The organism is Psychrobacillus sp. FSL K6-1267 (genome assembly GCF_038003265.1).
GTDB classification, from domain to species: domain Bacteria; phylum Bacillota; class Bacilli; order Bacillales_A; family Planococcaceae; genus Psychrobacillus; species Psychrobacillus faecigallinarum.
In genome coordinates, this window is sequence record NZ_JBBOOR010000001.1 from 3,596,993 (window position 1) to 3,610,044 (window position 13,052).

General features: G+C 40.6%; 11 protein-coding genes. 2 read left to right on the plus strand and 9 right to left on the minus strand.

Going from position 1 to position 13,052, the window contains the following annotated elements; translation table 11 throughout:
• Positions 1–442 precede the first annotated feature (442 nt).
• The 5 genes from MHB55_RS18410 to MHB55_RS18430 all read right to left on the minus strand — a co-directional run bounded on the left by MHB55_RS18410 (position 443) and on the right by MHB55_RS18430 (position 6,240).
• Positions 443–763: a hypothetical protein gene (locus tag MHB55_RS18410; protein WP_340863808.1), complete on the minus strand. Its 321-nt coding sequence runs from the start codon at positions 761–763 to the stop codon at positions 443–445.
• A 238-nt stretch (positions 764–1,001) separates the two neighbouring features.
• Positions 1,002–2,000 carry an agmatinase family protein gene (locus MHB55_RS18415; protein ID WP_340863809.1) on the minus strand — a complete coding sequence of 333 codons (999 nt, stop codon included), beginning with the start codon at positions 1,998–2,000 and terminating at the stop codon, positions 1,002–1,004.
• The gene (gene hutI, locus MHB55_RS18420) at positions 1,975–3,267 is read right to left on the minus strand and encodes an imidazolonepropionase (protein ID WP_340863810.1); all 1,293 of its coding nucleotides are present in this window, start codon (positions 3,265–3,267) and stop codon (positions 1,975–1,977) included. Before hutI ends, MHB55_RS18415 begins: the two co-directional genes overlap by 26 nt.
• A gap of 6 nt (positions 3,268–3,273) precedes the next feature.
• Complete coding sequence (gene hutU / locus MHB55_RS18425; RefSeq protein ID WP_340844920.1) at positions 3,274–4,944, minus strand: urocanate hydratase; 1,671 nt, start codon at positions 4,942–4,944, stop codon at positions 3,274–3,276.
• 15 nt (positions 4,945–4,959) lie between these two features.
• Entirely contained in the window at positions 4,960–6,240 is a 1,281-nt protein-coding gene (locus tag MHB55_RS18430) for a YjiH family protein (RefSeq protein WP_340845171.1), read from the minus strand.
• 270 nt (positions 6,241–6,510) lie between these two features.
• Between MHB55_RS18430 and MHB55_RS18435 the strand changes: the two genes are divergently transcribed.
• Entirely contained in the window at positions 6,511–7,995 is a 1,485-nt protein-coding gene (locus tag MHB55_RS18435) for a helix-turn-helix domain-containing protein (RefSeq protein ID WP_340844921.1), read from the plus strand.
• Between the two features lie 117 nt (positions 7,996–8,112).
• On the opposite strand, the gene MHB55_RS18440 is transcribed toward MHB55_RS18435, so the two are convergent.
• Genes MHB55_RS18440 through MHB55_RS18455 form a run of 4 tightly spaced genes read right to left on the minus strand, consistent with a single transcriptional unit; the run spans position 8,113 to position 11,928 of the window.
• Entirely contained in the window at positions 8,113–9,450 is a 1,338-nt protein-coding gene (locus MHB55_RS18440) for an Nramp family divalent metal transporter (RefSeq protein ID WP_260866677.1), read from the minus strand.
• The gene (locus MHB55_RS18445; RefSeq protein WP_154312238.1) at positions 9,402–10,583 is read right to left on the minus strand and encodes a thiolase family protein; all 1,182 of its coding nucleotides are present in this window, start codon (positions 10,581–10,583) and stop codon (positions 9,402–9,404) included. The genes MHB55_RS18440 and MHB55_RS18445 overlap by 49 nt, the downstream gene beginning before the upstream one ends.
• Before the next feature lie 27 nt (positions 10,584–10,610).
• Positions 10,611–11,267, minus strand: coding sequence for a 3-oxoacid CoA-transferase subunit B (locus MHB55_RS18450; protein WP_151112566.1), 657 nt, complete (start codon positions 11,265–11,267; stop codon positions 10,611–10,613).
• 4 nt (positions 11,268–11,271) lie between these two features.
• Positions 11,272–11,928, minus strand: coding sequence for a CoA transferase subunit A (locus MHB55_RS18455; protein ID WP_144541878.1), 657 nt, complete (start codon positions 11,926–11,928; stop codon positions 11,272–11,274).
• Positions 11,929–12,167: 239 nt separating this feature from the next.
• Between MHB55_RS18455 and MHB55_RS18460 the strand changes: the two genes are divergently transcribed.
• Positions 12,168–12,947 (plus strand): IclR family transcriptional regulator domain-containing protein, encoded by a 780-nt coding sequence (locus MHB55_RS18460; protein ID WP_154312237.1) that lies wholly within the window; start codon positions 12,168–12,170, stop codon positions 12,945–12,947.
• Positions 12,948–13,052 lie beyond the last annotated feature (105 nt).

Genomic DNA, 13,052 nt, shown 5'->3' on the forward strand with positions numbered 1-13,052 from the left:
TAAGTGGGCAATTTTTAAAACTTAACGGGCGCAAGTTTAGTTTAGAAGCTATATTTTTCGATTTTGGAGCGACTTTTACATATTTAGGAGACACTTCTGACTTCCTTATGGGCGATTTTCTCCATTTTAGGGGCGAAAACTTAATTTAGGGGCTATATTCTTCGATTTAGGAGCGACTTTTACATATTTAGGAGACACTTTCAGCTTCCGTACGGGCGCTTTTCTTCATTTTAGGGGCGCAAACTTAGTTTAGGAGCGGTTTTCTTCAATGTAGGAGCGATTTTTACATAATTAGGAGACACTTCAGAATCCGTTACGGGCGCGAGCTAGGAGACATATTTCTCATCATTTATTAATTTCACTATCGATTATTAATTAGAATTTAAGCAAACAAAAATCCAGAGAAGAAAGCGATAAGCTCGTTTCTTTCTGGATCAGACTTTTATATCCATTTTAGGTTCTCCAATAGTTGATGAAAATTTTTTAAAAAGTTCTCCTTGCTCTCCTCGTTATTTAACGATTTAACATCTATCTGACTCATAAAGTGTAAAACCTCGGGATGATGATCCCAATTTTGTTCGAATCGATTCTTCAGCTCTACATACCAATCATATTGGTACATCCTTCGCATATGTCGGACGGCCCTTCGACTCTCTTCCGTGGTTACTTCCTTTGTCCTTCCATCTGAAAGAAACATGGACACTACAAACTTTGAAATATTATTAATATATTGGATAAACGTAGTGGATATCCTTTCTATCATACAATTCCTCCCCTGTCCCATTTACTACTATTATACGCTAAAACAGGTGGAAAAGATTTATTTTTCTGAATTTTATTTGAAAGAGCGTGAAGCTATATTTAGCCTCACTCTCTTTTTATATGAACGGTCATAAAAATTTTTATCCGGTCATAAATCTCGCGCGAACGGTCATAAAAATTTCTATCCGGTCATAAAACTCTCCCGAACGGTCATATATTTCCCCATCCGGTCATAAACCTCATAATGCCTCGCGTTTCTTCACCTGGTGCTGGTAAAAGGACGCTAAAAACGTTAAAAATGCGTAAGTGGTCGTCTTGACAGTTGCTTGTACTGGGTTATCCTTCGTTGGATCAATACATACAAAGTCAATGGCTCCTATCCCTTCACATTTCCCTACTTCATATAAAATATCAAATAGCTCATCCGAACGCATGCCGCCGGGTGTGGATGCTGGAACACCGGGCGCATAGGCTATATCTAGGACATCCATGTCGACGGTGACATAAATAAAGTCTACTTGCTCCATCAATACAGATAGTACGTCCTGTATCGTTTGCTCGATGCCTTTTTGTCGCAGCTCCTTCAATCGTATCCGGTGAACCTCATAATCATTTGCAGCCTCTATTAGAGAAGGTGCATTATAAAAACCATGCAATCCAATATTGTAGACATGCTTCCCCTCGATCACTCTACCTTCTATTAATTGGCGAATGGGGGTTCCGTTTGTCGGACCGTGGTCATCTGTGGAGCGCAAATCTAAATGTGTATCTAACTGTAAAATACCAATCTTCTTTTCTGGCATAACCTTCTTTAATCCACGAATAGTTGCAGCCGTTACTGAATGATCTCCGCCAATTGTTACCTTCAATGCGTTTGGATATTCTCCTGCCACATTCTCCATAGCGTCCTCGATGTGTTGATGGCTACGCAATATGTCCGTGAAATGCATCTTTACATTTCCGATATCCGCCACCTTCAACTCACGAATGTCTATATCTTCATCAATATAGTATGTCGAGAATTTTTCCCATGACTGACGAAAGACATTTGGAAACTCAGATGCTCCTGAAACACTAATAGAAGACCTGGAAAGCGGTGCCCCAAGAAGCACTACCTCCCAGTCCTTTTTCTCACTTCGCCACTGGGGAACAATCCAGTCCTTGACCTTCATATCTTGATGTTCTATTCTCTGCCAGTTAAATGGAGCAGGCTCAATTGGTGCTTTTTTGTAGTCCATCTATGATCACCCCATTATCCACAACTACTTTTCCATTTTTTACAACGGTCTTCGTATGGTTCATTCCGTAAAAATATTGAAGTTGCTGATAGTTTTCGACATTTAAAATAAGCACGTCCGCCTTCTTACCAGATTCTAAAGAACCTATCTCATTTCCTCTGTTAATCGCATATGCGGCGTTAATGGTGGTCGCTGTCAGAACCTCCTCCATCGTCATGCCCATATTCATACAGGCTAAATTCATGATGAAAGGCAGCGAAATCGTTGGAGAAGAACCCGGGTTAAAGTCAGTTGAAATGGCAACCGGCACACCTTCATCCACCATCAATCGCCCTCGCGCAGAAGCTGCCTTTAAGAAAAAAGCCGTCCCTGGCAACAAAACAGCCACTGTTCCAGCCTGCGCCATTGCTTGGATTCCTTTATCCGAGGCTACCAATAAATGCTCCGCTGAAATAGCTCCTACCTCCGCTGCTAGCTCTGCTCCCTCATATGGCTCGATTTCATCTGCATGGATTTTAGGGATGAGCCCGTGTTCTTTACCAGCCAATAAAATTCTACGAGACTGCTCTGGAGTAAAGACACCCTTTTCACAGAAAACGTCATTGAACTCCGCTAGACCTAACTCTGCTACTTTCGGAATCATCTCATTGACAATCAAGTCTACAAACGCATCAGGATTTTCCTTATACTCAGCAGGTACCGCATGGGCCCCCATGAACGTTCTTACTACATCGATTGTATGATTCTCCTGAAGCTTCTTTGCAACCTGTAGCTGTTTCTCCTCTGTTTCCCAATTTAAGCCATAGCCACTTTTTGCTTCTACTGTTGTTATCCCATGACGAAGAAAATCATTTAGGTGTGCATATGTTTTCTCATATAAATGGTCAAAGGATGACTCTCTCGTTTTCTTCGTGGTAGCATGAATTCCTCCGCCGGCATTCATGATTTCCATGTAGGTAGCTCCATTTAAACGCATTTGGAATTCATTTTCACGAGTTCCCCCGAATACTAGATGCGTATGTGCGTCAACAAGTCCCGGCATAACTACACTGCCAGTGGCATCTAATATCTCTGCCTTCTCCATTAACTCTGGATGCTGCTCCTGAAGTTCTTCCTTAGTACCTACCGCTACAATGCGGTCTTCTTCTATTAATAGACTTCCATTTTCTATAATGTTAAGCTCAGTCATTTCTTTTCCAGTACGCGCTTTTTTACTAGCCGATGCTAGAGTAATTAATTGATTTGCATTTGTAATTAGTAGTGTCATGTATTCTCATCCTTTTGTGTTTAGCATTGGTATATGAACATTCTTCTCCTGGGCAGTTTTAATGGCAATCTCATAACCTGCATCTGCATGGCGAGCAACCCCCATACCAGGATCAGATATTAGCACACGGTTAATCTTCTCTGCTGCCATATCCGTGCCGTCTGCTACGAGCACCTGGCCAGCATGCTGTGAATACCCCATTCCTACGCCACCACCGTGATGTACACTTACCCAGCTTGCTCCACCAGCAACATTCACTAATGCATTTAAGATTGGCCAATCGGACACTGCATCAGAACCGTCCTTCATTCCCTCTGTCTCCCGATTAGGGGATGCCACAGAGCCTGAATCTAAGTGGTCACGTCCAAAAACGATCGGAGCCTTAAGTTCACCTGAAGCGACCATTTCATTGACCTTAAGCGCAAAGCGGTGACGATCTCCATAGCCTAGCCAACAGATTCGAGCAGGAAGTCCCTGCCACTTCACCATCTTCTGAGCCATATCGATCCAGTTCACGAGCGCCTCATCGTTTGCAAACATTTCCTTTGCCAGTGCATCTGTCTTAAGGATATCCTCTGGATCCCCTGATAAAGCTGCCCAGCGGAACGGACCTTTTCCTTCACAAAACAATGGTCTAATATAAGCTGGTACAAATCCTGGGAAGTCAAAGGCATTCGCCACTCCCATTTCCTGTGCGTACTTTCTTATGTTGTTGCCATAATCAAACACCTCAGACCCCGCTGTTTGAAAATCCAGCATTGCCTGCACATGGTCAGCCATTGCCTTTTTCGCCTTTTGTTCATATGCTTTTGGATCAACCTTGCGAAGCTTTAGTGCCTCCTCTAATGACATATGGTTTGGAATATATCCGTTTAACGGATCATGTGCGCTTGTTTGGTCTGTCACTAGATCAGGAACAATACCACGTTCATAGATTTCTCTGTATACATCTGCACAATTTCCTACTAGCCCGATGGATGCTGCCTCTTTCTTTTCCTGTAATTCCTTCGCCATTCTCAGGGCATCATCTAAATCTTCTACTAAGTAATCGCAATAGCCTTCTTTTATTTTTCGTTCAATTCTTTTCTTGTCTACTTCTACTACAAGAATGACTGCACCTGCCATCTTACCAGCAAGTGGCTGAGCACCACTCATACCTCCCATACCACCTGTTAGGATTAATTTTCCACGGAGATCTGAACTGCCAAACACCTTTTTACCGGCCTCCACGAAGCTCAAATATGTTCCCTGTAAAATTCCTTGAGCACCGATATAAATCCAGCTCCCTGCAGTCATCTGACCATACATCATCAAATCCTTATCCTCTAGCTCGTAAAAATGCTCCCAGTTTGCCCAAGCTGGCACCAAATTAGAGTTTGCAATTAGTACACGTGGAGAATGCTCATAGGTACGAAACACTGCTACTGGCTTACCAGATTGAATGAGTAGGGTTTCATCGTTTTCTAGCTTTTTCAAGGATTCAATTATTTGTTCATAGCTCGCCCAGTTTCGTGCTGCCTTACCAATTCCTCCATACACAACTAGCTCATCTGGATTTTCTGCCACCTCTGGATCCAAATTATTCATGAGCATCCGCATAGCAGCCTCTTGTGTCCATCCTTTGCATGATAGCTGACTCCCTGTTGGTGCCTTTATATTTTGTAATACATTTTTCATAAAATAACACTCCCTTTAAAATAATATAAATGCGATTGGTGTAACAATGATTAAAGTAAGTACAACCCGTTGGAACCAAATAACGACCATCTGACGAATTGTTAGCGGAATGTCGGTAGAGAGAATGACTGGAATAACAGCCGAGAAAAATAAAATCGCCGATACCGATACGACAGCTACGATAAATTTCGTCAAAGTAGTAGCAGAGGTCACTAATAAGGCAGGAAGGAATATCTCTGCAATAGATACAGATAATGCTTTTGCAGTAAGTAATGGATCTGGAATTTGCAAAGCCCAAGTAAATGGTAGGAAAATATACGCAATCCAATCAAACACCGGGGTATACATAGCAAGCAGCAACCCTAAAAGTCCAATAGAAAGAATGGATGGCAGAACACCCATCGTCATTATTAAGCCTTCCTTTAAATGCTGCAAAAGGTTTTTCCACAACGGCGGATTTGTTCGCACTGCCTGCATCGCCTCTGACCAAGCTATCTGCAGTCGATTTTCGTTAACAATAACCTCAGGGTCTCCTTCCTCTACGATGTACTCATCCTTCAGTTTTGCTAAAGGCCAAATACGTGCCGTAATAGCTGTCACTAAAAATGTTACGACTAGTGAAACCCAGAAGAACCAGCTCCAATAAGCCATTAAGTCCAATGTATTTGCAATTACGACCATAAATGTAACAGAAACAGTGGAGAAGCCTGTTGCAATAATTGCAGCTTCTCTGATTGTGTACTTCCCTTGGTTAAACACGCGATTAGTCAGCAATAAACCAACAGAATAACTTCCTACAAAGGAAGCAACTGCATCTACTGCAGAACGTCCGGGAGTTCTAAAAACCGGTCGCATAATTGGTTGCATGAACACACCTATAAATTCAAGTAAGCCATAGCTGACTAGCAATGCTAAGAAGATAGCTCCTATCGGAATCAAAACACCAACTGGCTTAATCAGCTTATCCATTAAAAATGGTCCGACATTTGGGTCAAATAGCCAAGCAGGTCCGACACCTACCAACAACAATATCCCTACTCCCAGACCAACCAATTTAAATAAGGACATAATAATACTGACCTTATCCTTATTCCATGTTTTAGTGACAAATGGATATACAGCTCCACATACAAGCATGATTACTATATAGATTGTTACAAAAGTAGGTGCATTCACTGATAGCCACGTTACAATATGATCAAGTAGAATAGAAGATTTCTCGTTATACGTAAAGGTTACAAAGAAGCTAAAGATTCCTATTAAACTGCAAATAACAAACTTGAAGACAGAAAGCATCTCGGTCTTACCCTCTTGAACGAGCCCTTTATTCGGGATATTTACCAAACCCACCACTCCTTTTTCAATCAATTATAAAATTCAGAAAAGATTAAATATATGTAATATTGTTATAAAATAAAGGAATTTCTTTAGATAAGATGGAATTTTATTAAGAAAGAGAAGGAATAATTTATGATTTTTTGACAGAATGAATAAAATCATAAGAAATTCCTAAGGGGATACAGATTTAAAGCTAGATAACTATCGTAAAAAATGAGGTGTAATTGAGTGAAGCTATTAGTAATTGACCGAGATCAAACAGAAAGAAATGGAATTCAGTGGTATATCAAGCGGTATCAGTTAAATATTACGACAATTTTAGAGGCGGGAAACATTAATGAGGCGGTTCAACAGATCGAAGCAGAGAACCCAGAGGTTATTTTATTGGAGATGGAACTACTTACTCAGGAGGAGTCAAATCGATTGAGTAAGGCTTTATCGCTAAATTCTCAGCACATCATTGGTATGACGGCAGAGCCTCTTTTTAAGCACGCATTAAATGCTCTATCTCTACGAGCACTCACCCTACTCGTTAAACCCCTCGATTTAAACATGCTAAAGCAATATATAACTCATGCAATAAGACAGAAAATAAATGTTCAAAGAGAGGTTCTCCCCTTAGTTGGCGATCATTCTATTTATCCTTCTTTATTTTTAGAGAAGCATCAGGTAGTAAATAATGAATTTACATTCTGTCTCATGTTAGAAACAGAGTTTTTGGAGCAAAACGAGCAGCTATTTCATTGGCTAGAATCTTTAAATCATCTGACTCTTTTACCCCTTTCTAAGCGCATTGTGGCATTTTCAACGGATGATTCCCTGGAGGGGCTTACTAAAAGAGCAAAAGCAATTATTAGAGAATGGACAAGCACACATAACGCAAACTTAAATATCGCGATCTATGATTTACCGAGAAAATCCATTAAGGAAATGTATCAAGCTATAAAAGAAACTCTAAAGCTACGTTTTCAGCATGGCTTCGGACAAGTTTTTCTTGTCAGCAAGCTTCCTAAATTTCATAGTTTAGATCCTTTTTTGACTATAGAGCAACAACGACTGTGGATAACAAGTCTTGAACAAAACGATGTTCAAACTATCAAGAGGTTTTTATATAGCATCACAGCCAATGAGATCTACTATCAGCCGGACACCATCCGCATTCAGCTTACTAGCATACTTGCTCAGGTAAGGAGGTTCATGCTGAAATACCAAATGGAAAAGCGATTAGATTTAGAATTGCGATACAACCGACTCTTCGATATCATCCTGAATCATCCGGTCCTTTACACGATTATTCAGGAATTCGTCCTATTCTGTCAGGACACCATGAACCAATCGATAAAACAAAAAGAAAAAGGCCAGTTCGACTATGTAAATGCCGCTATAGACTTTATCGATTATTCCTATACGGATCCTAAGTTAAATTTAGAGGTACTAGCTAGTTTTATAGGGATCAGCCAAAGCTATTTAAGCATGCTCTTTTCACAAACAAAAGAGATGACATTCAAGCAATACCTTAACCAAAAACGTCTTACTCATGCAAAGCAGCTGCTTCAGGAAACCAATCTAACCATCCATGAAATTGCATCAAAGACCGGCTTTAATGACGCCAACTACTTTTCAAAACTGTTTAAGGGGAAGTATGGAGAAAGCCCACTTTTGTATAGGCAACATGCAACTTTATCTATAGCGAAAGGCGCAGGTACCCTTTAAGTGTCATTTTTAAAATAGCTGTTTTCCGTTGAAGTAGTCGCCTGTTGCTATAGCTATAACAATAAAAATCGTATAAAAAATAAAACCATCACGTTAACAAACGTGATGGCTCCTATATTAACCAAACAATATTTTAACCAATTCACTTATTCCCAAATAACCAAACATAATGAGACATCCTATTAGTACGGCATTGGACACTAATTTGTTACGTGATTCTAAATTCTTGGCATTAAGAAGCAATACTAAAGAAAGGGCTAAAAATGGCATGAATAGAGATCCTAACGCTCCATAAATAATGATTAGTTCTACTGGTTTTCCGAAATAAAACAGAACCATTGGAGGGAATGTCAGCCATGCTAAATAGAAGCGATAAGCTGGTTCCTTTGTAGAAACCTTCTCTTTTCCAGGGCCTTTCTTTTTACGAATGGTTTTCATGAAATCTGCGAAAAGATAAGGAACGCCATTCCAAACACCTAGTAGAGAAGTGTATGCTGCAGACCAGAAGGCCACTAAGAACATCCAGCGCATAGGTGTTCCAAATTCAGCTCCTAGCATGTCAGCTAGCTTAACCAGTCCTTCATCATCTCGAATACTCACTCCCGTACCTGCTAGGAACTGTGCCCCTATGACTAAACCAGCTAGTGTAAAAAGAGCTGTTAGAGTATATGCGACTTTGGCATCCAGACGCATGGCACTAACCCATTCCTTACCCTTCCACCCTTTCTCAGTCAACCAATATCCGTAGGAGGCCATTGTTATTGTCCCACCTACTCCACCGATTAAACCAAGCATAAGAATAAATGAACCTTCTGGAATACGGGGTACAAATCCAAACGCGAAATCACCAAAGCTTGGTAAGAACATTACTGCTGTACCGATAATCGTGATAAACATGACTCCAACTAAAACAGTCATTACTTTTTCAAACAGAAGATAGCGACCAACCCATATTAATATAAAACCTACGATTGAGTGGATGATAGCCCAAGCCCAAATTGGCATAATTGGGAACATGGCATGCATCGCCATCCCTGATGTGGAAGCAGCTGCTGCACCATATACAAAGCCCCATATAATTGCATAAACACCAAAGTAACCAGTTGCCCATTTACCGAGAGAATGCCAGCCATCCACAATCGTTTGACCGGTTTCTAAATACAGTCTCCCTACTCCCTCGTTCAAGAAGTATTTTAAAATGGCACCAACAATTACTGCCCATACAAAAGTCATTCCAAAAGATGTACCTATTACAAGCGATGTTATTAAGTCGGCCGTTCCAGCACCGGTTGCCGCCACGACGATTCCTGGACCAACCTGCTTCAGCTTCTCACCAAATGTAGCAGGTGGAATTAAATATTGATTTACCTCTTTACTCATCATATCATCCTTTGTTTTATGTATTTTTACATATTCTCCAGAAGTACAGCCATCCCCTGGCCACCTCCAACGCATAGCGTTGAGATTCCAAATTGTTCATTTCTATGCTTCATTTCATGTAATAGCTTCGTAAGAATAATTGCACCCGTAGCACCTAGGGGGTGTCCTAAAGCAATAGCCCCTCCATTAACATTTACCTTACTTATTGGAATCCCCACTTGTCTGATAACTGCAAGTGATTGAGAGGCAAATGCTTCATTTAGCTCCCATAGTCCAATATCCTGTACCTTCAAGTCTGTTTGTTTTAGAAGTTTTTCAATTGCTGGGACTGGACCAATCCCCATATAACGGGGGTCTACTCCAGTTGTGGACCAACTTTTTACTTTCGCCAACGGTTTTAAGCCTAGTATGTTTGCTTTCTCTGCAGTCATAAGGATAATCGCACTTGCCCCATCATTTCTTCCGCATGCGTTTCCAGCAGTTACTGTTCCGTCCTTTTTAAACACCGGCTTTAAACTTGCTAATTTTTCTAATGAGGTGTCACGCATATGCTCATCTCTTGCAAACACACTAGTTTCTTTTTTAGACTTTATTTCAATTGGAACGATTTGAGAGTCAAAACGGCCTTCCTCCCAGGCTTGCTTCGCTCGTTTTTGACTTTCCAAAGCAAATGCATCCTGATCTTCGCGAGATATGTCATATTTTTCAGCTACATTTTCTGCTGTCATACCCATTCCTAAATCCTTACCATACATCTCCATCGGTTGTTGACCATTTTCTAAATTGGAATCTACGATATATGGATTTCCTTCTCCAAAACGAGAATTTCGTAAATACAAAGGTGCTCTACTCATATTCTCTGCTCCACCTGCTAGAACAATATCTTGAGAATGGAAAGCGAGATGCTGAACACCGGATATAACCGATTGCATACCTGATGCACAAAGGCGATTTACTGTATAACCAGATGACTCGATTGGAATTCCTGCTTTCAGAGCCGCGACTCTAGCCAAATTGGAGGCTTCCGTCGATTGCCTTACTTCACCGAACACTACTTCATTAACTTGTTCGACTGTCAATCCTGCTTGGGTAATTGCTTCTTTCATCACGGTAGCAGCAAGATCAGCAGCCGGAACGTTTCTTAGCTGCCCACCAAATCTGCCTACCGCTGTTCGATTGGCACTAACAATCACAAATTCATGCTCCATATTCTAATCCCCCTTGTAGTTTCTCTATTAATAAATTGATAATGTTGGAGACACAATAAATTTCGCAGGTGTAATTTCTTTTAGCTTCTCTACTGTCCAGCCGTCTGCTAGTTCCTCCAGAACCATTTTGTTTTCTACAAAACGAAACACGGCATACTCCGAAATAAGTGTACTTACGATATTCTTTGCTGTTACTGGGTAGGTACATTCACTAACGATTTTCGGCTCGCCATCCTTGGAGCAATGCTGAGTCGTTATAATGACTTCCTTTGCACCAGCTACTAAATCCATAGCCCCACCTACTCCTAAAATATCCTTTCCAGGAACTGCCCAGTTTGCTAAATCCCCTGTTTCACTAATCTGCAATGCTCCTAGAATGACCGTATTCACATGCCCTCCACGAATCATGGCAAAGGATTCGGAGGAAGAAAAATAGGAAGCGCCTAGTTGAGCAGTAACTGGTAGCTTACCCGCATTAATAATTTCGAGATCTAACTGTTTCTCGCTCGGAGATGGACCAACGCCTAGCAATCCATTTTCCGTATGTAAATAAACTTCTTTGCCTGTGTCTAAATAATCCGCTACTAACGTCGGGATACCTATTCCAAGATTCACAATGGAACCGTTTTTTATTTCTTCCGCGGCTCTTTTCGCGATTTTTGCTTTACTACTTATAGTTTCCATTTTTTCACTTCCCCTCCTCCACAATATAATTGACAAATAAATGTGGAGTGATGATATGCTCAGGATCTAGTTGCCCTACCTCCACTAACTCTTCTACTTGCACAATAGTGATTTTGGCAGCCATCGCCATATCAGGATTAAAGTTTCTAGCAGTCTTTGAAAAAACTAAATTGCCTAGCTTATCGGCCTTTTTAGCTTTAATAAGGGCCACATCCGCCTGAAGAGGAAACTCCAATACATATTCCTTACCATCTATTACTCGTGATTCCTTGTTCTCTGCGAGCAATGTACCAGCTGATGTACGAGTGTAAAAACCACCAAGCCCTGCTCCAGCAGCTCTAAGCCTCTCTCCAAGCGTCCCCTGAGGTACAAGCTCTACTTCAAGTTTTCCATCCTTTGCATATTGGACAGCATCCCTATTGCTTGTAAAATAAGAGCCGATTGCTTTTTTTATTTTGTTTTGCATTAATATTTTGCCTAAGCCCTTACCACCTGGTTCTCCCAAATTATTGCTAATAATTGTTAAATCAGAAACCTCATGCTCAGCTAGTGTATCCACAAGCTGAAGCGGACAGCCTATTAAGCCAAAGCCTCCCACTGCAACGATATCCCCATTTTTAATAGAAGAGATTGCTTTCTCAGCAGTCACAATCTTATTCATGTTGATAAATCCTCCTTTGTAGAAACCCTGAAAACCCTTACATTTATGTATAAAAAATATAGACATCATTGCCATACTTCTCATTAAGTTGTACACTATCCGTACAGTAATACGTTATGTGTTCTATAATTATATATATTAATTTTTTATTTTTCAAGAATAATATAAAATATTTAGAATATTTAAGGATAATATTGTAAAATAATCGTAAGGTTTCATATATAGAGGAGAAGATTTTTTTGGAAAAAAATAATAATGGTTACTTTGTAAATTCCGTTGCCAAAGGGTTTGAGGTGTTAAATGCCTTTACCTCCAATGCTAGTACAATGTCCCTTCGTGATTTGGAAGAAAAAACAGGTATCAACAAGGCTACAGTCAGAAGGTTTGCCCTCACTTTAGTCGATTTGGGCTATCTTCGATTATTACCAGAGAATAAATTTCAGTTAAGCCCTAAAGTATTAGATCTAGGATCAAATTACTTAGAGACTCTAAGCCTGCCTGACCTATCACTACCAATCCTTCAGGACATTGCTAAAAATGTGAAGGAGTCAACCAATATGGCAGTGCTTGATGGACCAGAGGTTGTCTATGTACTACGTGTCAATGCCGCCGAACGAATCATTGGATCAAATTTGCGCATTGGATCTAGACTTCCCTATTTTGCAAGCTCCCTAGGAAAAGCACTTGTTGCTTGGCTTCCAGAGAGCGAAAGGAAAAAAACATGGGACTCTGCAACGATAGAGGCCTTTACGGAAAAAACCATAACATCCTATAAAGAATTTGAAGCCCATTTGGCCATTTGCCGTTCCCAGGGCTATGCTGAAGGCAATGGCGAACTAGAGGTTGGACTACGTTCCATAGCAATGCCCATTTTCAATCGCAGGGGATTACCAATAGCAGCCATCAACATCTCTACCAACTTATTACGAAGCTCTGAACAACAAATTGCTGACGTCTATCTGCCAGCCCTAAAAGAAGGGGCAAGGACCATCAACCAACAAACTGAACATTTAAGTTGAATAAATGGAAGTAAACAGAGACAACTTAACAATTTCCTGTATTGTCAGGACACATAAAACTAATATAAGTTATCCTAACTCTTAGCCGCTTTAATGAAAGGAATA

Coding starts and splice junctions, on each gene's coding strand:
- MHB55_RS18410 (WP_340863808.1), bottom strand. CDS start 763: ATGATAGAAAGGATATCCACTACGTTTATCCAATATATTAATAATATT.
- MHB55_RS18415 (WP_340863809.1), bottom strand. CDS start 2,000: ATGGACTACAAAAAAGCACCAATTGAGCCTGCTCCATTTAACTGGCAG.
- hutI (WP_340863810.1), bottom strand. CDS start 3,267: ATGACACTACTAATTACAAATGCAAATCAATTAATTACTCTAGCATCG.
- hutU (WP_340844920.1), bottom strand. CDS start 4,944: ATGAAAAATGTATTACAAAATATAAAGGCACCAACAGGGAGTCAGCTA.
- MHB55_RS18430 (WP_340845171.1), bottom strand. CDS start 6,240: ATGCTTTCTGTCTTCAAGTTTGTTATTTGCAGTTTAATAGGAATCTTT.
- MHB55_RS18440 (WP_260866677.1), bottom strand. CDS start 9,450: ATGCGTTGGAGGTGGCCAGGGGATGGCTGTACTTCTGGAGAATATGTA.
- MHB55_RS18445 (WP_154312238.1), bottom strand. CDS start 10,583: ATGGAGCATGAATTTGTGATTGTTAGTGCCAATCGAACAGCGGTAGGC.
- MHB55_RS18450 (WP_151112566.1), bottom strand. CDS start 11,267: ATGGAAACTATAAGTAGTAAAGCAAAAATCGCGAAAAGAGCCGCGGAA.
- MHB55_RS18455 (WP_144541878.1), bottom strand. CDS start 11,928: ATGAATAAGATTGTGACTGCTGAGAAAGCAATCTCTTCTATTAAAAAT.